At 62.7% G+C, this 25,940-nt stretch carries 19 protein-coding genes; 14 read left to right on the top strand and 5 right to left on the bottom strand.

What is annotated here, in order from left to right:
* Positions 1–64: 64 nt before the first annotated feature.
* A complete protein-coding gene (locus tag MMB49_RS07150) occupies positions 65–733 on the top strand; it encodes a single-stranded DNA-binding protein (protein WP_047270704.1) in 669 nt (222 codons plus the stop codon).
* Between the two features lie 45 nt (positions 734–778).
* Here MMB49_RS07150 and MMB49_RS07145 read toward each other — a convergent pair whose 3' ends face one another.
* Positions 779–2,860 carry a M13 family metallopeptidase gene (locus MMB49_RS07145; RefSeq protein ID WP_021647828.1) on the bottom strand — a complete coding sequence of 694 codons (2,082 nt, stop codon included), beginning with the start codon at positions 2,858–2,860 and terminating at the stop codon, positions 779–781.
* Between the two features lie 228 nt (positions 2,861–3,088).
* Between MMB49_RS07145 and MMB49_RS07140 the strand changes: the two genes are divergently transcribed.
* The 3 genes from MMB49_RS07140 to MMB49_RS07130 all read left to right on the top strand — a co-directional run bounded on the left by MMB49_RS07140 (position 3,089) and on the right by MMB49_RS07130 (position 6,298).
* Entirely contained in the window at positions 3,089–3,994 is a 906-nt protein-coding gene (locus tag MMB49_RS07140) for an HdeD family acid-resistance protein (protein ID WP_047270938.1), read from the top strand.
* Positions 3,995–4,018: 24 nt separating this feature from the next.
* Positions 4,019–4,795 carry a type I methionyl aminopeptidase gene (map, locus tag MMB49_RS07135; RefSeq protein ID WP_003814888.1) on the top strand — a complete coding sequence of 259 codons (777 nt, stop codon included), beginning with the start codon at positions 4,019–4,021 and terminating at the stop codon, positions 4,793–4,795.
* 210 nt (positions 4,796–5,005) lie between these two features.
* Positions 5,006–6,298 (top strand): citrate synthase, encoded by a 1,293-nt coding sequence (locus MMB49_RS07130; RefSeq protein WP_003818001.1) that lies wholly within the window; start codon positions 5,006–5,008, stop codon positions 6,296–6,298.
* Between the two features lie 97 nt (positions 6,299–6,395).
* On the opposite strand, the gene MMB49_RS07125 is transcribed toward MMB49_RS07130, so the two are convergent.
* Together MMB49_RS07125 and MMB49_RS07120 are read right to left on the bottom strand one after the other, a co-directional pair.
* Positions 6,396–6,938 carry a PolC-type DNA polymerase III gene (locus MMB49_RS07125; protein WP_047270699.1) on the bottom strand — a complete coding sequence of 181 codons (543 nt, stop codon included), beginning with the start codon at positions 6,936–6,938 and terminating at the stop codon, positions 6,396–6,398.
* A 339-nt stretch (positions 6,939–7,277) separates the two neighbouring features.
* Positions 7,278–8,285: an aldo/keto reductase gene (locus MMB49_RS07120; protein ID WP_013363756.1), complete on the bottom strand. Its 1,008-nt coding sequence runs from the start codon at positions 8,283–8,285 to the stop codon at positions 7,278–7,280.
* A gap of 108 nt (positions 8,286–8,393) precedes the next feature.
* Here MMB49_RS07120 and MMB49_RS09675 point away from each other — a divergent pair, with 108 nt between their 5' ends.
* Complete coding sequence (locus MMB49_RS09675; protein WP_148222418.1) at positions 8,394–8,756, top strand: hypothetical protein; 363 nt, start codon at positions 8,394–8,396, stop codon at positions 8,754–8,756.
* Positions 8,757–8,795: 39 nt separating this feature from the next.
* Here MMB49_RS09675 and MMB49_RS07110 read toward each other — a convergent pair whose 3' ends face one another.
* A complete protein-coding gene (locus tag MMB49_RS07110; protein WP_047270697.1) occupies positions 8,796–11,210 on the bottom strand; it encodes a cation-translocating P-type ATPase in 2,415 nt (804 codons plus the stop codon).
* Between the two features lie 255 nt (positions 11,211–11,465).
* Between MMB49_RS07110 and MMB49_RS07105 the strand changes: the two genes are divergently transcribed.
* Together MMB49_RS07105 and MMB49_RS07100 are read left to right on the top strand one after the other, a co-directional pair.
* Positions 11,466–14,273, top strand: a complete 2,808-nt coding sequence (locus MMB49_RS07105) for an ABC transporter ATP-binding protein/permease (RefSeq protein WP_003820850.1) — start codon at positions 11,466–11,468, stop codon at positions 14,271–14,273.
* Positions 14,274–14,289: 16 nt separating this feature from the next.
* The gene (locus MMB49_RS07100; protein WP_047270695.1) at positions 14,290–15,534 is read left to right on the top strand and encodes a glycerate kinase; all 1,245 of its coding nucleotides are present in this window, start codon (positions 14,290–14,292) and stop codon (positions 15,532–15,534) included.
* 82 nt (positions 15,535–15,616) lie between these two features.
* Here MMB49_RS07100 and MMB49_RS07095 read toward each other — a convergent pair whose 3' ends face one another.
* A complete protein-coding gene (locus MMB49_RS07095) occupies positions 15,617–17,005 on the bottom strand; it encodes an FAD-dependent oxidoreductase (RefSeq protein WP_003823451.1) in 1,389 nt (462 codons plus the stop codon).
* 408 nt (positions 17,006–17,413) lie between these two features.
* Here MMB49_RS07095 and MMB49_RS07090 point away from each other — a divergent pair, with 408 nt between their 5' ends.
* From MMB49_RS07090 to MMB49_RS07060, 7 genes are all read left to right on the top strand, one after another.
* Complete coding sequence (locus MMB49_RS07090) at positions 17,414–18,643, top strand: trans-sulfuration enzyme family protein (protein ID WP_013363750.1); 1,230 nt, start codon at positions 17,414–17,416, stop codon at positions 18,641–18,643.
* 144 nt (positions 18,644–18,787) lie between these two features.
* A complete protein-coding gene (locus MMB49_RS07085) occupies positions 18,788–20,083 on the top strand; it encodes an O-acetylhomoserine aminocarboxypropyltransferase/cysteine synthase family protein (protein ID WP_013363749.1) in 1,296 nt (431 codons plus the stop codon).
* Positions 20,084–20,265: 182 nt separating this feature from the next.
* Positions 20,266–21,165 (top strand): SPFH domain-containing protein, encoded by a 900-nt coding sequence (locus tag MMB49_RS07080; protein ID WP_163113276.1) that lies wholly within the window; start codon positions 20,266–20,268, stop codon positions 21,163–21,165.
* A 214-nt stretch (positions 21,166–21,379) separates the two neighbouring features.
* Positions 21,380–22,297, top strand: a complete 918-nt coding sequence (locus MMB49_RS07075) for an IS1595 family transposase (protein ID WP_229940961.1) — start codon at positions 21,380–21,382, stop codon at positions 22,295–22,297.
* A 72-nt stretch (positions 22,298–22,369) separates the two neighbouring features.
* Positions 22,370–22,558 carry a type II toxin-antitoxin system RelB/DinJ family antitoxin gene (locus MMB49_RS07070; RefSeq protein ID WP_229940962.1) on the top strand — a complete coding sequence of 63 codons (189 nt, stop codon included), beginning with the start codon at positions 22,370–22,372 and terminating at the stop codon, positions 22,556–22,558.
* A 110-nt stretch (positions 22,559–22,668) separates the two neighbouring features.
* Positions 22,669–24,588, top strand: coding sequence for a class I SAM-dependent DNA methyltransferase (locus tag MMB49_RS07065; protein ID WP_047270689.1), 1,920 nt, complete (start codon positions 22,669–22,671; stop codon positions 24,586–24,588).
* Positions 24,578–25,651: a restriction endonuclease subunit S gene (locus tag MMB49_RS07060; RefSeq protein ID WP_047270688.1), complete on the top strand. Its 1,074-nt coding sequence runs from the start codon at positions 24,578–24,580 to the stop codon at positions 25,649–25,651. The genes MMB49_RS07065 and MMB49_RS07060 overlap by 11 nt, the downstream gene beginning before the upstream one ends.
* The last annotated feature ends 289 nt before the right edge of the window (positions 25,652–25,940 follow it).

Below are 25,940 nucleotides of genomic sequence, written 5' to 3'. Positions count from 1 at the left end.
TGAGTACACCGCCGAAGGGGGATCGGCGGTCCAACGTCAGTACAGGGAAGGAAAGGAGGCCGACATGGCCATACAACAGGGGACGGTGACCATCACCGGGTTCGTCGGATCGATGCCGGTGCCGTTCGGGCGCAGCGGGGGAGTCGAGGGATGCTCGTTCCGGATGGGCAGCACGCGGCGGTACCGGGACGGCGGAACCGGCGAATGGCACAACCTGCCGACCACATGGATTACCGTGAAGGCGTTCAGGACGCTCGCGTCCAACGCTCGCATGTCATTGCACGTGGGGGAGGCGGCGATCGTGACCGGCGTGCTCAGCACGGAGGAATGGACGACCCAGAACGATGAGAGGCGCTCCCGCATCGTTGTGGAGGCCACCAATATCGGCCACGACATCAATTACGGGGTGTCGGAACTGAAGAAGTTCCAGAAATCGGATCGTGACGCCCCGGCGCAGGGGAACGGCACGCCGGCGAATCCCGGCCTGCCGCCATCTCCGGGCGGCGGCACGGCAACGGCGGACGCGGGACAGCAGGCGGATGCGCGCCCGGTGCATCCAACGCCGGTGACGTTCGATAATCTGGGCGAAGAAACCCCGACCAATAATCCGCAGGCCTCACAGACGCAGGAGACCTCACAGGCGCAGGAGTTCGGTTCGGGATTCGCCGAATCGCCGCTCGATGAGTCGACGACCGGGGACATGCGGCCGGCGGGAGAAGCCGAATTTCGATGATCTGCCGGCAGGCAGGTGCGGTTCAGCCTGCCTGCCGGCAACGGATTACCAGATGCGTACGCGCTTATCGGGGTCGAGCCACATGGCGCTGTCGGGCGTCACATCAAACGCACGGTAGAACAGGTCCACGTTGCGCACGATGCCGTTCGTGCGGCATTCGGCGGGGGAGTGCGGGTCGATCTGCAGGTATTTCTCGGCGAGCTCGTCACGGTTCTTCGAGCGCCAGATCGAGGCGTAGCTCAGGAAGAAACGCTGCAGGCCGGTCCATCCGTCCATCACCGGGGCCGCGGACAGCGACTCCTCGATAGCCTTCGCGGAGCCGTCCTTGTCGCGTCCCGCGGCCTCGTCGAGCGCGAACGCGTAGGCCTTCAGCGCGATGTTCACGCCGCCGAGGTCGCCGATGTTCTCGCCGATGGTCAGCGCTCCGTTGACGTGCGGCGCCTTGTCCGGCTCGTCGGCGTACTTCTCGTCCAGCTGCGTAGGCACGAAGGCGTTGTACTGCTCGATGAGCGCCTTCGTGCGCTTCTCGAAGTTGGCCTTGTCGTCGGCCGTCCACCAGTCGTTGAGCACGCCGTCACCGTCGTACTGTGCGCCCTGGTCGTCGAAGCCGTGGCCGATCTCGTGACCGATCACCGCGCCGATGCCGCCGTAGTTCGCGGCGTCCTCGGCATCCGGGTTGAAGAAAGGAGGCTGCAGAATGGCCGCCGGGAACACGATGACGTTCATGCTCGGCTCGTAGTAGGCGTTCACGGTCTGCGGGTTCATCAGCCACTCGCCCTTGTCGACCGGCTTGCCGGCCTTGGACAGCTGGAAGCCCCACTCGTAGAGCGCCGCGGCCTGCATGTTCGCCACCAGGCCGGCGTCGGCATGCACGTCGAACGCGGTGTAGTCGCGCCAACGCTCGGTGTAGCCGATCATCGGCGTGAACTTCGACAGCTTCTCCAGCGCCTTGGCCTTGGTCTCCTCGCCGAGCCAGTCGCTGTTGGTGATCGACACGCGGTAGGCGTCGATCAGGTTGCCGACCAGCTGCCCCATACGCTGCTTGGAGCTTTCGGGGAAGTGACGCTTGACGTATTCGCGGCCGACGTCCTCGCCGCAAACGCCGTTGACCAGGGAGACACCGCGACGCCAGCGGTCGCGCTGCTGGGTGGTGCCGGACAGCACTTTGCCGTAGAAGTCGAAGTTGGCGGCGTCGTAGTCGTGGCTGAGCAGGCTCGCGGTGCCGATGATGACGTGCACGCGAGCCCACAGCTTGAGGTCGTCAAGGTCAGCGTTGTTCCAGAAGGCGTCGAAGCCCTTGAGGAAGCTGGGCTCGTGGACGATGGTGTGCTGCAGCGCGGCCGTCAGGTCCACCGGCTGGGTCTTCGCCGCCGGCGTGGCGTCGTAGGCGCCCTGCCAGGCGTCGGCCCACGCCGCGATGTCGAAGTGGGCCAATTCGTCGCTCAGCGTGGCGAAATCGGTCGGGTTGTAGGTCTTCTGCGAGTCGCGCGTGGCGACGTTGTCCCAGTGGTTCGCGGCGATGCGGGTCTCGACATCGAGGAAGCGGCCCGCCTGTGCGCGGGTGGTCTCCTCGTCGCCGTAGCCGGCCAGACGCAGCTGCTTGGCGACCATGTCGACGTAGGCTTCGCGGATCGGGGTGTAGTGGTCCTCGCGGTAGTAGGCTTCGTCGGGCAGGCCGATGCCGGACTGTTCGAGGTGCACGACGTTCGTGTCGGGGTTCTTGGGGTCGCCGAATACGGCGATGTCGAAGACGTCCGGCCCCATGTCGATGGGCTTGAGGGCTCCGATGGTGCGGGTCAGCGCCGCCTTGTCGGCGGCGTGGTCGATGGCGTCGAGGGCGGGCCTGATCGGCGTGGCACCGGCCGCCTCGATGGCGTCGGTGTCCATGAACGAGCGGTACAGCGCCTGCGACTTGGCTGCGGGGCAGTCCTCGTCCTCCAGGATGTCGCGGATCTGGCTCTCGGCGTCTTCCGCGAGCTTGTCGAAGGAACCGTAGCGCGCCTTGTCGTCAGGCAGCCGGTACGTGTCGATCCAAGGGCCGTTGACGAAACGGAACAGATCGTCGGATGGTTTGATAACAGAGGAAAAAGCGGCCGTATCGAGGCCGGACGTCAAATCTGTGGTCATGATCTCATACTATCCGGGTTCGGTGACGTTCCTTCTGACCTTCCGCGGCCCGTCTTTTCCCATAGCGAACGACACGCAAGGTATTGGACGGAACGGCGGGTTGTGTTGATGGCATGAATTGGACAACTTGTCTAAAATATGGTGGTGACGGTGACGATATCGAAGTGGCCCGCTTCGGATGCCCGCACACGGTTGACGGCAGGCCGCATGAACGGTGAAGGAGTCATGATGAGCACATACGATGGCGGGCCTTTCCCGCACAGCGACGGACATGGCGACAACGGGCGCGGTGACGGCGGACAGCCCGGCGGGAACGAACAGACCGGCCGTGCCGGAGAGCCGGAATACGGAGCCTACGCGCCTCAAGGCCAGCCTGCGGGCCAGCAATACCCGTACGGGGGAGCGCCGCAGGACGGCGCCGCATCCGGCCAATACCAGACGCAGCCAGGCGTCGCATCCGACCAGCCAGGCCGCCCGTACGGCCAGCCCTACGCCTACCAGTCGCCGTTCGGCCAACAGCAGCCCGGCCAGCAGCAAGGGCAGGGCGGCTGGGAGGACTTCAGCCCGTTCCGGCTGATCGAGGAGATGCTGCCGCAGAAGGCGAAGAACGCGATCCGCGGCCTGTACGGCATCATCGGCGTCGCGGCGATCGTGCTCGGCGTCGCGCTGCTGATCTGGCCCGGCAAGACGCTCGGCGTCGCGGCCGTCGCACTCGGCATCTACTTCGTGGTCTCCGGCGTGATCCGCATCGTCAGCGCCATCGTCACATTGGGACTGCCGGCCGGATGGCGCATCCTGGACATCCTCATCGGCATAATGCTGTCGGTCGGCGGCGTACTCATGCTGAAGAACGCGGCCCTGTCCGGACAGGCTCTCGCAGTGTTCATCACGATGGTGGTTGGCCTCGGCTGGATGATGGAAGGCGTGATGGCGCTCGCCGAATCATGGCGCTTGCCGAGCTCCGGCTGGGCGGTGCTGTACGCGATCATCTCGATTATCGCCGGTCTCGTCGTACTGGTCTCGCCGGTCTCGTCGATGCTGTTCCTGGTGATTTTCTGCGGATGTGCGCTGATCGTCATGGGTGTTTCCTCGATGGTCCGCGCGTTCAAGTTCGGCCGTCCGAGGCGTAAGTAACCCCCGCACAGTAGGCTGGGTTGCATGATCGAACTGAAAACCGCTAAGGAAATCGAGGAGATGAAGCCGGCCGGTCGTTTCGTCGGCGAGATTCTCAAGGAACTCAAGGCCATGACGAAGGTCGGCACCAACCTGCTGGAGATCGACGAGTACGTGCACAAGAAGATCGTCGACCGCAAGGGCGCCGAATCGTGCTACGTGGATTATGCGCCGGACTTCGGCACCGGCCCGTTCGCACACTACATCTGCACGTCGGTCAACGACGCAGTGCTGCATGGCATCCCGTTCGACTACAACCTCAAGGACGGGGACCTCGTCAGCCTTGATCTGGCCATCAGCGTCAACGGCTGGGTCGGCGACTCCGCCATCAGCTTCGTGGTCGGCAACGACCCCGACCCGAGCGACCTCAAGCTCATCAAGTGCACCGAGGAGGCGCTCGCCGCCGGCATTGACGCGGCCCGTCCGGGCAACCGTCTGGGCGACGTGTCCTCCACCATCGGCGACATCGCCCGTTCGTACGGCTACCCGATCAACTTGGAATTCGGCGGCCATGGCGTCGGCCACATCATGCACGGCGACCCGCACGTCGCCAACGACGGCAAGGCCGGCCACGGCTACCGCCTGCGCCCGGGTCTGGTCATCGCCATCGAACCGTGGTTCCTCAAGACCACCGACGAGATCTACCAGGATCCCAAGGACGGCTGGACGCTGCGTTCCGAGGACGGGTCGCGTGGCGCCCACAGCGAGCACACGATCGCCATCACCGAGAACGGTCCGGTTATCCTGACCACCCGCGACTGACCGGCAACCGGTCGTCCATCGCCCACGGCCTGTATCGGGCGATGCCGTCGCCGCTTTGGCATGTGATGATGTCCACGTGCTGGAGCGGCGTTTTTGGTGGAAACATGCACGCAATATAGTGTGTCCAATACAAGGCACCGGGACGACGAATTCGATAATTTCGACGACTTGACAATTCGAACGACTCAATCAAGGGATTAAGGAGCGTGCATGGCGACAGCTGAACTTCATGTGGATTCGAATCAGTACACGCTGCCGGTCGTCAAGGCTTCGGCCGGCCCGGATGGCATCGTGGTCTCCAAGCTGCGCAACGACGGCTGGGTCACGCTTGATCCCGGCTTCCTGACCACGGCGCAGTGCGAATCGAAGATCACGTTCATAGACGGCAATCGGTCGATCCTGCGCTACCGGGGCTACCCCATCGAGCAGCTGTGCGAGCATTCCGATTTCCTTGAGGTCGCGTGGCTGCTGCGACACGGCGACCTGCCGACGCAGGCGGAATACGACCGGTTTTGCAGCGACATCAACCACAAGACCATGGTGGGCGAGGATTTCCGCACGTTCATGGGCTCGTTCCCCCGTGCCGCCCATCCGATGAGCGTGCTCGCTGCGGCGGTGAACGCGCTTGCGGCGTTCTACCCCGACACCACCGACATCACCGACTCCGACCAGCTGGATGAGGCCGCGAAGATCATCATGGCGAAGGCGCGCACGGTGGTCAGCTACATTTTCCGGCGCCGCCGCGATGAGCCGATGCTCTACCCGGACCTCGCCCGCGGCTACGTCGACGATTTCCTGCGCATGTGCTTCGCCGTGCCATACGAGCGGTTCGATTCCGACCCGCTGTACGTGCACGCGCTCGGCCGTCTGCTCATCATCCATGCCGACCATGAGCAGAATTGCTCCACGTCGGTGGTCCGCATCGCCGGCTCCGCCCACGCGAACCTGTATGCGGCGATCTCCGCCGGCATCAACGCGCTGTCCGGGCCGTTGCATGGCGGCGCGAACGAGGCCGTGTTGCGTCAGTTGAAGGCGATCCGCGACTCCGGCAAGTCCGTCCGCCAGTTCGTGGAGGACGCGAAGGCCGAGGGGCATCGCATCTCAGGCCTGGGGCATCGCGTGTACAAGTCGTATGATCCGCGTGCCGCGATCGCGCGCCTGTATCTGGAAAAGATCATCGCGCGTGAGGATACCCGCAAGCTTCCCGCCGACGAGCGCGCCCTGTTCGACGTCGCGGTCGAGCTTGAGGACATCGCACTCAACGACGAGTATTTCGTGTCACGTCACTTGTATCCGAATGTCGACTTCTACACCGGCCTGATATACCGCGCGATCGGTTTCGATCCGGCGATGTTCACCACGCTGTTCGCGCTTGGCCGCATCCCCGGATGGATCGCCCAGTACCGCGAGATGCTCGCCGACCCGAACACGAAGATCGGTCGTCCGCGTCAGGTGTACACCGGCGAGGTGGAGCGCGCCTACATCCCCCTGAATCAGCGCTGACGGAAGCAGAAAACTGCGCCGATGGCATTGGGCGTTGGCGGGCGGCGTCAGAGACCGCGCGCCAACGCCCAATGCCATCAGTCAGCTCGCTCCGCTCTCAGCAGTCTCTGCGACGCTGCTCGTCGCGCATGTATTCGAAGCACATCTGCGTCTGCTCGGCGTCCGACAGCGCGCGGTGCTCCTCGACGTCGGCGATGTCGAAACGCTGGATCAGGTCGACCAGCCGGTGTCGGTTGTACTGCGGGTACATGCTCCGGCTCATCTGCAACGTATCGATGATGCGGTTCGGCACCGCATGGTGCAGGATGCGCTGCGCCGCCAGATCGATGAACTTGATGTCGAACCGCATGATGTTGTGCCCGATCATCGCGTCGTCGCCGCACCAGCGCAGGAAGTCGGGCAGCACGGTGTCCAGCGTCGGTGCCGGTTCGAGCATGTCCGGCGTGATGCCGGTCAGCTGCGTGATGAACGGATTGAGGTTGCGCATCGGATTGATCAACTGCTGATAGGTGTCGACGGGCTTGCGGTCGACGACCTTCACCGCTCCGAACTCGATGATGGTGTCCCGATACCAGCTGACACCGGTGGTTTCCAGATCCAGTACGACATAATCGTCGGGCAGTGTCCCGTCGGGCAGCATCGGTGTCTCCTCCCGGCGGCATGAAGCCGCCTCGTAATGGTCGTGGCGAACTCACTACTGTACATCACCATTGCGATACGATTCGCCGTCGTCGGCTTTCCGGTGTCGCAGGCTCCGAAGAAAAGGAAACCCGGCCCAAAAGGGCCGGGTGAGAAGGAGAAGAGAGAAGGGGGTTTCAATTGTGGGGTTACCTTGAGTGACCTCGCCGGCTCTTGCCGACAACCTCCATATCACTCCACCATCCTGGAAGCTGTGCTGTGATTGGCATGAATATATGCCGGTACGTTTCCTTCCGGTACGCTGGGAGCCGTTTCCGGATGCGACTTCCAGCGGTATTCGTCACTGCATGGAGATCTCATCGATGGCTTTCAGCTCCTCGTCGCTGAAGTCCGTGTTCTTCAGCGCCCCGATGTTGTCGATGATCTGCTGCGGCTTGGATGCGCCGGCGAGCACGCTGGTCACGGCGTCGTCGTGCAGCAGCCAGGCGAGCGACATCTCGGCGAGCGTCTGCCCGCGCTGCTTGGCGATCTCGTTCAGGGCCATGATCTGGCCGTGGACGCGCGTCACGTCGTCGGCGTGCAGGAAGCGCGGATCGTGCGCCACGCGCGAATCCGCGGGGATGCCGTTGAGATACCGGTCGGTCAGCAGACCCTGCGCGAGCGGGCAGAACGTGATGAGACCCTTGCCCAGGTGCTTGGCGGTGTCCTTGAGCCCGTTGCGCTCGACGGTGCGGTCGAAGATGTTGTATTTGTTCTGGTTGATGATGAACGGCACGTGCAGTTCATCGAGGATCGTCGCCGCCCGCTCCAGCTGTGGCCCGTCGTAGTTCGACAGGCCCACATAGAGCGCCTTGCCGCTGGCGACGGCCTGGGCGAGCGCGCCCATCGTTTCCTCCAGAGGGGTCTCGGGGTCCGGACGGTGATGGTAGAAGATGTCGACGTAGTCGAGTCCCAGGCGTTCCAGGCTCTGGTCGAGTGAGGCGAGCAGGTATTTGCGGCTGCCCCAATCGCCGTACGGGCCCGACCACATCTCGTAGCCGGCCTTGGTGCTGATGACCAGTTCGTCGCGGTGGGCGGCGAGGTATTGCCGGATCAGCCGTCCCGCGTTCTTCTCCGCGGCGCCGGGTTCGGGGCCGTAGTTGTTGGCTAGGTCGAAGTGCGTGATGCCGTGGTCGAATGCGGTGAGCACCAGGGCCTTCATCTGGTCGTAGGGCGTGATGTCGCCGAAGTTGTGCCAGAAGCCCAGCGATATGGCCGGGAGCTTCAGGCCGCTGGCGCCGCAGCGCTTGTACAGCATGGTGTCGTAGCGCGTCGTGGCGGGCGCGTAGGTGCCGGTGGGTTCGAACATGGGTGCCTCCAGGTGTCGTCGATCGGTCCGATGTCTCCATTGTCACGCTTCAAGTTGGCTTGAGCGCAAGGGCGCCGGCGTGTCATCCTCGCGGCTACGATGTCGAGCATGGAACGATGCACAATCCGCGAGGTCGCCGACATGTCCATCGAGGACCTCAAGCGGTTCTTCGCGTTCGAGGCCGACGAGCCGGAGCATATCGACGACATCGTCGCGCTGCTTGAGGACCGGCGCGCCGCCATCGAGGAGCAGCGCAGGACGCTGGACGAGGCCTATGCACACGTGCTGCGCAAGCTGCATTATTACGGGATCCGGCCGATCTCGGCTGCCGCTGCCAGACCGCCGCTGCGGCCGTTCGGCGACACAGCCCCTGCGGGGATTCACGGAGAAGCAATGAAACCGCATACTGTCTATCGTCCCTGTGGACAACACGACTGCTGCCGCTCCCGCCGAAAGTCCAGGCGCATCTGATGCCAAGCCACGCCGGCATCACGGGGAATCGCTCGCCGGTCAGCGCCGGGACCGCAGCCATGCCCGCTGCGCCGCGATGATCGCGGCGGTGACGGCCATCATCACCACGAACGCCACCGCGAACCATGCCCACATCGGGCCGGTCATCGCAACCACTTCGAACAGGTGCGGCAGGATGAGCAGCGCGAACGGGGCACCCAGCACCATCGTCACGCAGACGAACACGCGGATCTTCGTGAACGGCACGCAGCTCTTGATCACGGCGACCATCGACGCGGCGACCAGCAGCGCGAACATGACCGTGCGGTTCTGCGTCTCGCCGAACGGAGCGATGAGGCTGAATGCGATGATCATGCCGGTGACGACGATCGCGAACGGCGCCGCCTTGCCGAGCGCAGTGGGCAGGAACCGGCCGCGGATGCGTCGCGTGTCCGATTCGAATATCGTCAGGAACGACGGCCACGCCTCGATGCAGGCATCGACAAGCGTGATCTGGATCGGAATGAACGGGAACGGGACGTTCAAAGCCAGGCAGAAGAACGACACCAGCACCGAGTAGATCGTCTTGATGAAGAACACGGCGGCCGTGCGGGTCACGTTGTTGACGACCTTGCGGCCCTCCAGCACCACCTGCGGCAGGTAGGTGAAATCGGAGTCGAGCAGCACGACCTGCGAGATCTGGCGCGCGGCGTCCGACCCGGAGGCGATGGCGATCGAGCAGTCGGCCTCGCGCAGGGCGAGCAGGTCATTCACGCCGTCGCCGGTCATCGCGACCTGATGCCCGGCCCGCTGCATCGCCTGCACCAGCTGGCGCTTCTGCTTGGGGGTGACGCGAGAGAACACCGTGTATCGGCCGGCGACGTCGTTGAACGTGGAATCCGGGGCGTCCGCCGGCACCGAGGTCATGTCGATGACGTCACGCCAACGCTCCAGGCCGGCCTGCCGGGCGACGGCGGCGACGGTGTCGGGATGGTCGCCGGAGATGACCTTCACGTCGACGCCCTGGTCGCGGAAGTACGCCAGCGTCTCCTTGGCCCGCGGGCGGATGTTGTCGCGCAGCGCGATCAGGAACATCGGCTGCAGCGCATCCGGCAGACGCTCCTCGTCCGTCCACGTGCCGGGCAGGTATCCGACGGCGATCAGACGCAGTCCCTGACCCATCAGCGCGGCCGCCTCATCGGGCAGGTTCGCGCCAAGGATGCGCTCCGGGGCGCCCAGGAACACGGTTCCTGTCGCAGCCGCAGCCGACTCGCCCTCCTGCGCGTGGCGAGGCGCGTCTGCCGCACCAGCCGCTGCGCGCATCGTGATGGCGCCCCATTTGCGCTTCGATGAGAACGGGATGATGGCCTGCGCGGCGAAACGGCCGTCACCGGCGGGCGCCGCGGGCTGCCCGGCATCGGCGGTGGAGTCGTCGGCACCGAAATGGGCGCGCAGCGCCGCGATGGTCACGTTGTTGTCCTCGCTGGCGTCCAGGTAGGCGCGCAGCAGCGCGTCGGAATCCTCGGCGGCACCGCGCTCGCCGAGCGGCACGATCCGGTCCACGCTCATGTTGCCGTCCGTCAGCGTGCCGGTCTTGTCGAGGCACAGCACGTCCACATGCGCCAGCGTCTCCAGCGAATAGATGTTCTGCACGAGGATCTTGGCCTTCGCGAGGCGGATCACGCCGGTGGCCAGCGACACGGAGATCAGCAGCACCAGTCCCTTCGGCAGCATGCCGAGCAGCGCCGCGGCGGACGACACCACGGCGTCGTACGTGCCGGAGCGCCGCAGGAACATCGCCTCGACGAACAGCAGCACGCCCAGCGGGATGATCAGGAAGCTGGTGAACCGGGTGACCTTGCGCATCGAATCCAGCAGCTCGGAGTGCACGCGCTTCTCCTGGCGCACCTCGTTGATCAGCGAATTCGTGTAGTTCTCGTCGCCGACGTGCGTCACACGGGCGTACGCGCGGCCGGAAATCACCGAGCTGCCGGAATACAGCTCGCTGCCGGCGGTCTTGTCGATGGAGTCGCTTTCGCCGGTCAGCAGCGATTCGTTGACTTCCAGACGGCCGTCGATGACCACGGCGTCGTTGCAGATCTGCTTGCCGGAATCCAGCACCATGACATCGTCCTTGACGATGTCGCCGGCCTCGATGGTCGTCTCCTTGCCGTCGCGCAGCACCACCGCGTGCGGCTGGTTGAGGATCGTCAGCTCGTCGACGAGTTTCTTCGCCTTGAATTCCTGCACGATGCCGATGACGATGTTGAGGATGATGATCGCGATGAACAGCATGTTGGAGTACGCGCCGACCGCGAACAGCAGTATCGCTATAGCGAAGTTCAGTGCGTTGAACAGCGTGCAGATGTTCTCGCGCAGTATCGCGCCTGTCGATTTGGTGACGCTTCGCGCCCCGGTTTCGCCCTCGCCTCGCGCGCGGCGTTCTTCGACTTCAGATGTAGTGAGTCCTGTCATGGTTTCGACTGTATGGGAAAACTGCTGAGGGGGGCGCTAAAAAAACGCAAAGCATGCTTGATACACACACTTGACGCGCGAGGGCCGTCACGGTTCCGTCATGTCAAAGCGACGCAAAGTCGTTTGTTGTCGGTTTTATTCCCCATGCTTGCGGTGAATCACGAGGCGCTGGGGGAACGGGTCGGATACAGTGGGGTCATACCGCAAATCATGGAGACATACGACGAACCACCCATGGGTAATAAGGGGAGCATCGTGCTGCAGATCAAGTCGATTTCCAAGCAATACAAGACCGGCGATTTTGTGCAGAAGGCGTTGGATGACGTCAGCCTGAACCTGCGCGACAGCGAATTCGTGGCGATATTGGGCCCGTCGGGTTCCGGCAAGACCACGCTGCTCAACATCATCGGCGGCCTGGACCGGTACGACAGCGGCGACCTGATCATCAACGGGGTCTCCACCAAACGGTACAAGGACCGTGACTGGAATTCGTACCGCAACCACACGATCGGCTTCGTGTTCCAAAGCTACAACCTGATTCCGCACCAGACGATTCTGTCGAACGTGGAGCTCGCGCTGACGATCTCCGGCGTATCCCGTACCGAACGGCGGGAGCGTGCCCGCAAGGCCCTCGAACAGGTCGGGCTGGGCGACCACATCAACAAGAAGCCGAACCAGCTGTCCGGCGGGCAGATGCAGCGCGTCGCCATCGCCCGCGCCCTGGTCAACGACCCGGACATCGTGCTGGCCGACGAGCCGACCGGAGCGCTCGACTCCGACACGTCCGTGCAGATCATGAACCTGCTCAAGGAGGTGGCGAAGGACCGTCTGGTGGTCATGGTCACACATAATCCCGAGCTCGCCGAGCAGTACGCCACCAGAACCGTCCAGCTGCGCGACGGCGTGATCCGCAGCGATTCCGACCCGTACGAGGTCGAGGAGGGCGCGTCCGAGGCACCCGTACACAAGAGGCTGGGCAAGGCCTCGATGTCGCTCGCCACGTCCATCGCGCTGAGCTTCAACAATCTGAGGACCAAGAAGGGCCGTACGCTGCTCACCTCGTTTGCCGGGTCTATCGGCATCATCGGCATCGCCCTGATCCTGTCGGTTTCCACCGGCGTTAACGCGTACATCGACAGCATCCAGCGCGACACGATGACCGCCTATCCGATCACCATCGACTCGCAGACCTTCGACATGACCAGCATCATGGGCGCCCAGGCGGGCGGCAAGGAGACCGGAGGCAAATCGGCGAAGAACGACGGCATTTACCCGGACGACCGCAGCATCAAGCAGACCTCCAGCCTGACGAGCAGCATCACGAAGAACAACCTCACCGATTTCAAGAAGTATCTGGACGACCCCAACAGCGAGGTTCGCCAATATGTCGGCGAAACCGGCATCCAATACACGTACGACGTGAAGTTCTCCGTGTTCAGCCACGATCCCGACGGCACGCTGGTCACCGCGAACGGCGTCACCATCGGTGCCAAGTCCGATTCGACATCGAACGCTGCGCGGATGAGCTCGATGGGCCAGTCGTCGAGCATGTCCGACATGACGAGCATGCAGATGACGATGCTGACCGGCAAGACCGACACGAGCGCGTCGCCCAACTCGTTCCATGAAATCATGCCGGGGGCGAAGGACGATCAGCTCATCAGCAAGGTCATCACCGACAACTACCGCGTGGTCAAGGGCGCATGGCCGACCGGCAAGGACCAGGTCGTGCTCGTGCTTGACGACGACAACAAGGTACCGCTCACCACGCTGTATGAGCTGGGCCTGCTCAAGGCCAGCGACTACACCGACATGATGAACAAGCTCAACGACGGCGAGACGGTCAAGACACCCACCGGCAAGATCGACTACGCGACGGCGATGGGGCAGAAGCTGGCCATGATACCCGCCGCAGACCAGTATGTGAAGGACGCGAACGGCGACTACACGTACATCGGCGACGACGCGGACGCCATCGCAGAGCGCTTCGACTCGGCGGAGCAGCTGAAGATCGTGGGCGTGGTCAAGCCGATCAAGGACGCCTCCGCCACGCCGCTGGCCACCGGAATCGGCTACACCCGCGCACTGACCGACGAGCTGATCGACCATGCGAACTCCAGCGCCATCGTCACCGACCAGGAGAAGGACAAGACCCGCGACGTGCTCAACGGCCTGGCGTTCTCGCCGTCGGACGACGCGGCGAAGGCCGCTGATGCCAAGACCTATGTGGCCTCGCTCGGCGTGAGCGACAAGGCGAACATGGCCAAGGCCATGATGCAGTCGCAGTCAGCGCAGTCGGCTCAGCCCGGGCAGGCCGGGCAGTCAGCCGCGGGCGGGCAGTGGACGGCGGCGATGAGCGAGCAGCAGCTCGCCGACAGCTTCGACCAGTACATCGCCACCGCCTCGCAGGACGTGCTGGTCAAGATCTACGACCAGTACGTCTCGACCGGCACGTATGACGACAACCTCGCCGCGTTCGGCGTGGTGAGCCGGGACGTGCCCTCGACGATCAACATCTACACCGACAGCTTCGAGGACAAGGACCACGTGTCCAAGGCCATCACCGACTACAACAAGACCGTGCCCAAGGCCGACAAGATCGTCTACACCGATTACGTCGGCCTGATGATGAGCTCGGTGACGACGATCATCAACGTGATCTCCTATGTGCTGATCGCGTTCGTGTCCGTGTCGCTGGTGGTGTCGTCGATCATGATCGGCATCATCACGTACATCTCGGTGCTGGAACGCACCAAGGAGATCGGCATCCTGCGCGCGATGGGCGCCTCGAAGCGCAATGTGTCGCAGGTGTTCAACGCGGAGACCGGACTCATCGGCCTGTGCGCCGGCCTGATCGGCATAGGCGTGACGCTGCTGCTGCTCATACCGGGCAACCAGGTGCTGCACCATTTCATCGGCACCAACGACGTGAACGCCGCGCTGCCGGTGGCCGGAGCGGTGATCCTGGTGGTGCTCAGCATGGTGCTCACCCTTATCGGCGGCCTGATTCCGTCGCGCAAGGCCGCCAAGCAGGACCCGGCCACCGCGCTGCGCACCGAATAGCAGGCGTGATCCGGCGATGCGATACCTATGTGCGCCTGATTCCTTCAAGGAGAGCCTGACCGCCGCCGAGGCGGCACGGGCCATGGCCGAAGGCATCCGCCGCGGTGACCCCGGCGCCGAAATACGATGCCTGCCCATGGCTGACGGGGGAGAGGGAACCGCGCGGGCGCTGGCCGACGCCACCGGCGGCACGATGCTGACGGCCAGCGCGCACGATCCCCTCGGGCACCCGGTGCAGGCCGGGTTCGCGCTGCTCGGCGACGGCCGCACCGCGGTCGTGGAGACCGCCGCCGCCAGCGGACTGGCGCTGCTGCGCCCATCCGAACGCGACCCGAAGGCCACGACGTCATACGGCACGGGCGAACTGATCCGGGCCGCGCTCGACGCCGGCGCCGAGACGATCATCGTCGGGCTCGGCGGCAGCGCCACCAACGACGCGGGCTGCGGTCTCCTGCAGGCGTTGGGGGTGCGGCTGCTTGACCATGACGGGCGTGACGTGCGGCCGGGCGGGGCGGCGCTCGCCGAAGTGGAGCGCGTTGACCTGAGCGGTCTGGACAGACGGCTTGGCGACGTGCATGTCATCGCCGCCTGCGATGTGACCAATCCGCTGACCGGCCCCGAGGGCGCCAGCGCGGTGTTCGGCCCGCAGAAGGGCGCGAGTCGCGAAGACGTGACGCTGTTGGACGGCGCCCTGCGGCACGTCTCGTCGGTCATCGAACGTGCGCTCGCTGAACAGGTGCCCGCCGAACGGAATGGCGATGGCGGAAAAGTCGAAGCGGCCGTGGCTGAATCATCGTCTCCTGGCCACCGTTCCCGTCCTGACCACCGTACCCGCACGCCCATCGCCGATCATCCCGGAGCCGGGGCGGCGGGCGGCATCGGCATGGCGCTGCTCGCCGTGCTGCACGCCGATTTTCGCCCGGGCATCGACTTGGTGATCGAGCAGTCCGGGCTGGATGCCGCCGCACAATGGGCGGACATCGTGTTCACCGGCGAAGGTTCGATTGACGCGCAGACCATGTTCGGCAAGACGCCGGTCGGGGTCGCCTCCGTGGCGAAGCGGCACGGCAAACCGGTGATTGCCATCGCCGGCCACGTCGGCGACGGCATCGAGTGTCTGCACGGGCGCGGCATCGATGCGGTCTTCGGTGCCGCGCCGGGTGCCGCGAGCCTCGATGAGCTGCTGCGCGACGCCCGTGCGAACGTGGCCCGCACCGCCGAACAGGTCACGCGGCTGATGCGAATCGTGTGCTCGCATTAGCCGCGGATACGAGAACCGGAATGGCCGTTTCCCAATGATCGGGGCTTTCGCGTCCGCGTTGAGCGCGAGTCAACGATTGGGGTCAGCTTTCGGCCACTGCCTGAATGGCCACGGCTCCGACGAAATTGATCGGTTGGCTGAAGTTCGGCTGGAAGAACAGGTCGGCGCCGGCGAGCTGATCGATCGTGAACCCCGCCTGAATGGCCACGGACACGACGTTCGCCGCCTGCGAGATGTCATGCTTCGACAGGAACTGCGCACCCAGGATGCGCCGGGTGACCGGGCTCCACACCAGCGTGGTCGTCACCGGCGTGGTGGTGAGCATGAAATCGGGGCGGTAATCCTGCGTGATCGTCGTCGATTTCGCGGCGATGCCTCGGCGTTTCGCGCCGCCGGCGGTGAGTCCCGTGGCGGACATCGCCAGATCGTACAACTGCACTGCGCTGGTGGCCTGCGTGCCGGGATACCGCTTCGTCGCGGCGACGATGTTCTCGCCGATGAGCAGCCCCTGCCGCACCGCATTGGTGGCGAGCGGGATGTAATCGTCCGCGCCGGTCGGGTTGTATCGGACCGTGGCGCTGTCGCCCGCCGCGAACACGTCGTCGAGCACCGTGTTGTCCGGCAATGAGGCGCGCATGTAGTCGTCGATGACGATCGCCCCGTTCTTCAGCATACGCAGCTGATCCGCGAACAACGCGGTGTTCGGGCGGAATCCGGCGCCCAGGATCGCCACATCGGCCGTGTACTCGCCCTTCTCGGTGACCACGGTCACGCCGGAGCCCTCGATCCCGTCGCTGCCGGCCGCCGGCCGGAACGCCGTCACCTTCTGGCCGAGCGCCAGGGTCACGCCATGCTCGTCGAACGCCTGCTCCACGTCATCGGTGATGGTCGCGTCGAAATTGTTCGCCAGCACGCGGTCCAGCGCATCCACCAGCGTGGTCTTCACGCCGATTTCGCTGAACTGCTCGGCGATCTCCGCGCCGATGTACCCCGCGCCGATCACGACGGCCGATTTCGCGCTGCCCGCGCGCTCCTTGATCGCCATCGCATGGTCCCAGTTCTTGCACAGCAGCACGCGTCCCGATTCGAGCGCCTCGTCCAGCCCGTCGATCGGCGGCACCACGGGCGCGGAACCGGTGGTGATCACCAGCTTGTCGTATCGGTATTCGCCGACTTCCCCGGTGCTCATGTCACGGGCGCGCAACACCTTGCCGGCGACATCCACATCGAGCACGTCGTGGCGCATGTGCATCGTGGCGCCGGCTTCGGCGAGGGCCTTCGGCGACGAATAGAACATGCGCTTCGGATCGGACACGTGGTCGCCGACCCACAGCGCGATGCCGCAGGAAAGGAACGACAGCGAGTCGTTGCGTTCGAATATGTGGACCGTCCAGTCGGGATGCTGCTTGAGGATGGATGTGGCGGCGAACGTTCCCGCGTGAGTGCATCCGACGATGGCTACGGTGGTCATGGGCGAGCTCCTTTGCTTGGGTCCCTCCGGCGCGTGAATCCCGCCGGCGTCACTCCAGCATATCGCCCGGTTCCGATGCCAGGGTGAGACCAAATGCCCTACAGGGCCCGGATGTGACGAACATCACGATGGCCGATGGGTCGTAGCGTCGGTTTCTGCGCGAAGCCATGTCGCACTTAGTCGCGCCTTGGTTGCCGCCAGAACATTCCGAGCGTGTCGCAAATGGCTCTTGCCGGTCGTCAAAGATGCCGTGCAAGTCGTGAAAATCCAGTGTTTGCAAGGGTTTTGAGCATCCTATAAATAATGTGTATGCCGTCCGGGTTGCGGGGCCGCCGGCCGCTGACTACCTTCATAAGGGTCACGCGGGGTTCATCGGGAAACCCGCCAAAAAAACCGCAGGGGGTGCTCATGACGAGGTTCAACACTCAGCTGGTCCACGGATTGCCGGTCAACGACAACAACACCGGAGCCGTCAACCCGCCCATCTACAACTCATCCACATACGCTGTCGAATCGGTCAACGCCATGCCCCGCTGGGATTATGCGCGCAGCGGCAACCCGACCCGCGACTTTCTGGAAAAGCAGATCGCCCAGCTGGAGCACGGGACTCGCGGCTTCGCGTTCGCGTCCGGACTCGCCGCGATTCACGCGGTGCTGTCCATCTTCAAACCCGGGGACCGCATCGTGGTCGGCAAGAACATCTACGGCGGCACGTATTCGCTGTTCAACGAGTACTTCGCCGAGCGCGGGCTGGAGTTCGACAGCGTCGACACCGCCGACTACGAGGCGCTCGACGCCGCGATCAGCGGGCGCGACAGAGGCGGCCGCGCGGCCAGCGCCGTATATTTCGAGACGCTGACCAACCCGCTGCTGCAGATCAACAACGTCAACCGCATCTCGGCCATCGCGCACCGATACGGCGCGCTGTCCATCGTCGACAACACGTTCGTCACCCCGTACCTGCAGCAGCCGCTCGATTTGGGCGCGGATATCGTCATCCATTCGGCCACCAAATACCTGGCAGGCCATTCCGAGGTGAACGCCGGCCTTGTGGTGGTGTTGGACGATGAGGTCGGCAATGGCATCTACTTCGCGCAGAACCGGTTCGGCGGCGTGCTCGCCCCGACCGAATGCAACGACGTGCGCCGTGGCATCCAGACGTTGGCGCTGCGCATGGAGTGTCAGCAGCGCAACGCGCAGGCTGTGGCGGAATACCTGCTGGCGCATCCGCTCGTTCGGGCCGTGCATTACCCGGGCGTGTATGGCGACCGCAACCGTCTGCTCGCCGAGAATGGACTCAAGGGGTTCGGCGGCGTGCTGTCCTTCGAAGTGGTGCCGGGGGTCGACCCGTCCATCGTGCTCGACAACCTGCACGTGTTCCATCTCGCCGTCAGTCTGGGCGCGGTGGAAAGCCTCGCCGAGCTGCCATGCCGCATGACGCATTTCGAGCTGCCTCGCGAGGAGCGTCTCAAGGTGGGCATCACCGACGAGCTGGTGCGTCTGTCGGTGGGCATCGAGGACGTGTCCGACCTGATCGAGGATCTGGGGCAGGGCTTCGACAAGGCGTTCGAGGCGCTGGACATCGACGGCGTAAGCGGTCAGGTGCTCGACCGGCTGACGACGGAAGTGGCCGCATAGGGTCGCGTACCGTGCCTATCATGCGGTGCGGGCCGTGCGGGCGTCGACGTTCATGGCGATGACGCCCGCACTGTCGTGTCTTGAAGAAATATGGCGGTCGGTGTTCGTTGTTTTGGCGGTCATGCGGATGAAAGGGATTTGGAAATGACTGATTTCAGCACGCTTGCGGTTCATGGCGGGTATAATGCGAACCGCAACGACGATGCGGTCAGCGTGCCCATCTACGCCTCCGCCGCCTTCGATTTGGAGAACGCCGCTCGTGGCCGTGATCTGGCCGCCGGTGAGATATCCGGGTTCGAGTATTCCAGAGTCGCCAATCCGACCGTCGATGCGCTCGAACGCCGGCTCGCCGCCCTGGAGGGTGGCGTCGGCGCGGTGGCGGTGTCGTCGGGCATGGCCGCGGTGTCATACGCGCTGATGTGCGCGGGGGAGGGCGGTGGCCGCATCATCGCGCCGACGAACCTGTATGGGGCGTCAGTCGATGCGCTCGGCGACTTCCTGCCGCAGTTCGGCATCCACGCTGATTTCGTCAAGGACATCAACGACCTGCATGAGATCGAGTCTCTGATCGGTCCCGCGACCCGTGCCATCTTCGCCGAGACGGTCGCCAACCCGAACACCGCCATCACCGATATCCGTCCGCTGGCCGATCTGGCGCACCGGCACGGGCTGGCGCTGATTCTCGACAACACCGTGCCGACGCCGTACCTGCTGCGCCCGATCGAATTCGGCGCCGACATCGTTGTGCATTCGACCACCAAGGGCATCACCGGGCATGGCAACGCCATCGGCGGCGTGATCGTCGACGCCGGACGGTTCGACTGGGCGAACGGCCGTTTCCTGCAATTCACGCGGCCTGAGCAGGTCATCGCCGACATCGACGGCAACCGGCGCAGCTTCTCCGGGGCGTTTGGCTCCGAAGCGTTCATCAGGCGCATCCGCGTCAAATACCTGCGCACGTTCGGTGCCGTGCAAAGCCCGTTCAACGCATACCTGCAGCTGATCGGACTGGAGACGCTGCCGCAGCGGGTCGCCCGCCAGGTCGAAACGGCGACGGCCATCGCCGGGCACCTCGAACACACGCCGCATGTCGTGTCGGTGAATTATTCAGGGTTGCCGGACTCGCCGTATCATGCGCTCGCCGGGAAATACTTCCCCCGAGGCGTCGGCCAGATCCTCTCGTTCAAGGTGGAAGGCGGCGCGGACCGTGTGCGTCGCATCCTCGACGGCGTGAAGCTGTTCTCATACGTGCCAAATATCGGCGACGCAAGGTCGCTGATCGTCGACCCCGCGAACATCACTCACCGCGAGGTGCCGGAATCGTATCGCAAGGCCGCCGGTGTGAGCGACGATTTGATTCGTCTGTCCATCGGTCTTGAGGACGCGGGAGACCTGATGGCCGACCTTGACCGGGCCATAGCCGGCGCATACGGGGAGTAGACGTGGGCATGCCGCCGTCCCGTACGGTGAGACGAAGAAGGGCCACACGGCGAACAACTCTTGAATTCTATGTGAGCTTTCACTGAAAGCCCGTCGTTTTCGGATAGGATGGAATAGACATCGCGCCCGAGGTAGGGTGCGGCAACACCAGGCAAGGAGGAATGATGGGTGTTCTGGTGGGAATGACGGGTGCTCTGATCATGTTGGGCGTCATCGTCGTCATCGTCCTCGCCGTGCTGTGCGCCTCGATTTTCATCGTGCCGCAACAGCAGGCATACATCATCGAACGGTTCGGCAAATACAATAAGGTCCAGTTCGCCGGCATCCACGCCAAGATCCCGTTCGTCGACCGCATCTCGACGAAGACGAACATGCGAGTCTCCCAGCTGAACGTGCAGCTGGAAACCAAGACGCTCGACAACGTGTTCGTCACGGTCGTCGCTTCGACGCAGTTCCGTGTCAATCCTGAGAACGTCGCCACCGCATACTACGAGCTGCGCGATCCCGCCGGACAGCTCAGGAGCTACATGGAGGACGCACTGCGTTCCGCGATCCCGGCGCTCAGCCTCGATGACGCCTTCGCCCGCAAGGACGACGTCGCCTTCGACGTGCAGAAGACGGTCGGCGCCGAGATGGCGCGCTTCGGCTTCACCGTCGTCAAGACGCTGATCACCGCCATTGACCCGAGCCCGCAGGTCAAGAGCGCGATGGACTCCATCAACGCCGCGCAGCGTGAGAAGGAGGCCACCCGCCAGCGTGCTGAGGCGCAGCGCATCCAGATCGAGACGCAGGCCGCTGCGGACGCCGAGAAGACCCGACTCCAGGGTGAGGGCCAGGCCAACTATCGTCGTGAGATCGCAAACGGCATCGTCGACCAGATCAAGAGCCTGCAGGCCGTGGGCATGGACATCAACGACGTCAACAACGTCGTGCTGTTCAACCAGTACCTTGATGTGATGCGCTCGCTGTCCGAGTCGAACAACGCCAAGACCGTCGTGCTGCCCGCCTCCACGCCCGGCGGCTACGAGGATCTCTACCAACAGGTCACCAAGGCCATGCTCACCACCAACGAAGCCAAGTAACAAGTCCTACTCATCGATAAAGCCCCTCATCGCGAGGGGCTTTTACATTAGGGTCTGTTAGACCAAAGTGTGCTTTTCTGACTTACATAGTAACTACAATGTAATTACAATGGAGTTATGAGCAAAGTGGAGCAAGGCGGCAAAACTGGTCAGCGGGGTCCGGGACGGGCTTGCGCTGCTGGATGGCGACGAGCGCCGTAGGGCGATTGAGGCGTTGCGTTCCATCGTGTACGAGGACGTGTTCGGCATGGGTTCGCAGGAGCTGCCCGCCGACGCCTGCGTGAGGTGCGGCTCCATCAGCATCGTCCGCAGGGGACGTACGGGAAGCGGCAGCCAGCGCTGGTACTGCAAGGATTGCAGGCGTACGTTCACGGCCAACGTCGGTCGTGTGCTCGGCATGTCCAAATTGCCGGTGGAGACGTGGATGACCTACGTGGAGGCGTTCATAGACCAGCTATCGCTGCGCGACTGCATGGACAAGTGCGGAGTGGGTCTGCGCACGGCGTGGTTCATGCGCCGTCGCATCATCGAGTGCATCCAACGCTACAATCCCTCGTTCAACGCCGTCGCCGGCGACCGAGTTGAGATTTACGAGACGTACTTCCGCGACAGCTACAAGGGCTGCCGCAAGGGCACCATGCCCCGCCCGGCCCGCAAGAGCGGCAGGAAGGCCGCGAAGCGCGGTCTGAGCAAGCAGCAGGTGTGCGTCGTCACCGGCATAGACGACGTGGGTGCGTCGTTCCTCGTGGTGTCCGGGAGCGGCATGCTCGGCAAGGAACGCGCCTACAAGGTGCTCAACGGGCGCATCGGCAAGAGCGCTCTCGCCGTCACCGACAAGGCCGGCACCTACCCCGCCTTCCTCAACCACCTCGGCGCGACGCTGGAGCGTACGGACGCGTCTGGGCGCGCCATCAACCGGGTCAACAGCCTGCACGCCCGGCTCAAGGACTTCATGCACGGCTTCAAGGGCGTGTCCACGAAGCACCTCCAGTCCTACCTCGCATGGTTCCAATGGACCGAGGCGTTCAAGAGCGGCCCCGCCGAACGGCGGGGCGTCATCGGACGTCAGATCCGCAACGGCGTGTACCGGCTCACCCGGCGCATGTACGTGCGCATGCCCATGCCCGTGTGACAGGCGATAGCATGCTCCTTATCAATCGGATGGACTACGATGTAACTACCAATCCGATTGGAGGACAACCCTGTGAGCGTGCCGACCACCACCATGAGAATCGACCCCGAACTCAAGGACGAGGCCAACAAGGTCCTTGGAGAACTCGGCCTGAGCCTGTCCGGGGCCGTCACCATCTTCCTCAAGGCCGTCGTACGCGAACAGGGATTGCCCATTGACATGAGCATCAAGCCGGGCAAAACCGACGAGAGCGACCGATAGAAGGAGTAGACTCCCCATGATGATAAGCAAGCGGGGGGGGGGGCAAGCGCTAATGGCCTGCTGACCCCGACCGGGACAGACATCACCACCACCAAAGAAGGTGGTGAGTGATGGAACGTTTCGACATCATCTCCACCATCGGCGCGAAATACCATGTGGGCAACATAGAGAATGGCGAGTTCAGCTACGCAAAAGCGTTGAAAACAGTCGGGAAAGACATCAAGGACTATCAAAAAGCAACTGAGGGAACAAAACACCAGAACCTTGACCTGCGATTCGAGAATGAACGTCTTGCGGTATTGATCGAAACCAAGAATCGCTTCTCCAAATGGCATCAGGATGAGATTTACGCCCAGTTGCAATCATACGTGCGATTCGAGAAGGAATACTCGGACAAGAGGATTGTCGCCATACTTGCGGAGACGGAAGGTGACGAAATCCGCGTATGGCATGGGCAATCCGTGATTATCGATGACGAACATCTCGATGAAGACGAACACTCGCTGAGACCATTCAACGAGTATGAGGACATGTGCTTTGGCAAGGTCAACGACAAGATAGCGGTCGTAGACAGCATCAACGTCCTCAACAAAATGCTCCACGCGGATGGAGTCAACGAACATCTGAGAAGCCAGTTCGTAGGAACATGCCTTCTCGCGCTCAAAAACGGGCTGTCGTACAAAGACGCTAAAGAAACCTTAGGCAAGGACGGCCAGACGCTGACTAAGACCCGTGTTGTGTTGCGAAACATCACCGACATATTGACCGGTCTGCTGGAACGCGATTTCACGGAAGCCGACGATTCAGAATCCAAGATGAACAAGGCGGACAAGCTCAGCCTGCTGAACCGGAAAGTCCTTGAGACCCAAGACATCCAGAACCTGCCCTACGAAGACCTCAAGAAAATCCTCGAATACATCGAGTTTCACGTCGTTCCCTACATCAATGACAAGAACACCGCCGGTCAGGACCTGCTGAACCTGTTCTTCACCACGTTCAACAAGTACGTGGGCAAGTCCGACAAGAACCAGGCGTTCACGCCGGACCACATCTGCGATTTCATGAGCAAGGTCGTGGGCGTCAACAAGAGTTCGCGTGTGCTGGACCCCTGCTGCGGTTCCGGTGCGTTCCTTGTAAGGGCCATGACCGACGCGATGGACGACTGCGACGCCGACGAGGAACGCAGGCAAGTCAGGGAACATCAGGTCTACGGCATCGAATACGAGGAGGGCGCGTTCGGTCTTTCCTCCACGAACATGCTCATCCACGGTGACGGGAACAGCAACGTCGTCAAGGATTCCATGTTCAACCGTGCTGCTTGGATACAGTCGAAAAACATCGACGTGGTGCTGATGAACCCGCCCTACAACGGGACGAAGAATCAATGCGACCCGAAATACGTGCGTCAATGGTCAGCCAATACGAAAACCGACCCGTCCAAAGGGTTCCACTATGTTGAATGGGTGGCGCGGCAGATAGCGTCGGCCAAGGACGAGAACGAACACGTCAGGCCGACCCACTGCCGCATGGCGGTACTTCTTCCCATGCAATGCGCCATCGGAAACAGCGCGGCGGTCAAGGACTTCAAACAGCGGATGCTTGGCCGTTACACGCTTGACGCCGTGTTCTCACTGCCCGCGGACGTGTTCTACCCCGGCGCCGCTGTGTCGGCCTGCTGCATGGTATTCGATCTGAGCCGAAAGCATGAGAAGACCGACCGGAGCACGTTCTTCGGCTATTTCAAGGACGATGGCTTCATCAAACGGAAAGGCGTCGGCCGCGTCGAGACAACCGATGCGAACGGCAACAGCAACTGGGAGCGCATCGAACGCGAATGGCTCACCCTGTACCGTGAACGCATATCCAAACCCGGCCTGTCCGTCACCCGCAAAGTCACCTATAAGGACGAATGGCTCGCCGAAGCATACATGGAAACCGACTACGGCAGACTTTCTCAAGCTGACTTTCAACAGACCGTGAACGACTATCTCGCGTATCTCGTTCAGGAAGGGAAAATCCATGAGGACTGACACTCGCTCATGGGCGGACTATCGCCTTGGCGACTTATTCGACATCAAGAAAGGCAGACGACTGACACGGGAGGACATGAATCCCGGCCCCCACAATTATCTGGGAGCCATCAGCTCGAACAATGGAATCCGTGACCATATCACAGTGGACGACGAAAACCAGCTGTTCGCCCCGAACTGCATCACCATCAACTACAACGGAAGCGTAGGCGAAGCGTTCTATCAGAGCGAACCGTTCTGGGCGTCCGATGACGTGAACGTGCTGTATGCAAAAGCGGAGTGGCGACTCGACCCTCTGATAGCCCTATTCATCATCACGGTCATCAAAGCGAACAAATACAAATTCGCCTACGGCCGTAAATGGACGGTAGAGAAGATGAGGGAATCAACCATTCTCCTGCCCTCACGGAATGGCGAACCCGACTGGGAGTGCATGCGCAAATACATCACCAAACTGCATTACCAACGAATCACAACCAGCAATAAGACGTTCGATGCTCCATTGAATCCCGCAGAATGGAAGCCCTTCCTGTTATCCCGACTGTTCGATGCGGGCATGGGCAACGGAATTGACGCAGTGACCACCAGTACCGACAATCCCAAGTACAACTACGTGTCCAGAAACAGCAACGGGAACGGCGTGACTATGCGAGTGGACGAGATAGAAGGCGAGGAGCCGTTCCCTGCCGGTTCGCTGACACTTGCATTAGGCGGCAGTTATCTCGGTGCTTGTTTCATGCAAAACGAGCCCTTCTATACCGCGCAGAACGTCGCCGTATTACGAGACACTCATTCCATGCCCGTCGAGGCCAAACTGTTCATTGCAACACTGGTCCGATTTGAATCCGACACCAAATACCAGGCATTCGGCCGTGAACTCAACGCCCATTATAAGAAAGATTTCACTGTAAGATTGCCCGTACAAAAAACGGCTGACGGCAGTCCCCGCATGGATGAAAAGCGCGAGTACAGCGATGAAGGATACATGCCGGACTGGGAATACATGCGCGACTACATCAAACATCTGCCCTATGCAGACAGGTTTCCCCGAATGACCGCTTAATCAGATAGCATACGGGATGCCCACCGTTGCGCGAACGGTGGGCATCCCGTCTTTAATCAGAGAAGCACATCTTGGACTAACAGACCCTTACATTATGCCCCCGTTGACGGGCTGAGCCGTCAAGCAAACAGCGGTGCGGTTTGTAGGCGAAGAGCGAACGACAGCGAGCCAGCGGAACAGTCATGCCTAGCCCGTCCATAATTGCAGGGCCCGAAGGGCTGTCGGCGGAGACGACTGGAGCACTGTAACGCCCCCGCTGGCGGGGCTGTCGGCCGAGCCGACTGGGGAT

The sequence above is a fragment of the Bifidobacterium sp. SKU genome (genome assembly GCF_026016405.1).
In the GTDB taxonomy this organism is placed as follows: Bacteria; Actinomycetota; Actinomycetes; order Actinomycetales; family Bifidobacteriaceae; genus Bifidobacterium; species Bifidobacterium bifidum.
This window is presented reverse-complemented; position numbering and strand designations above follow the sequence as displayed.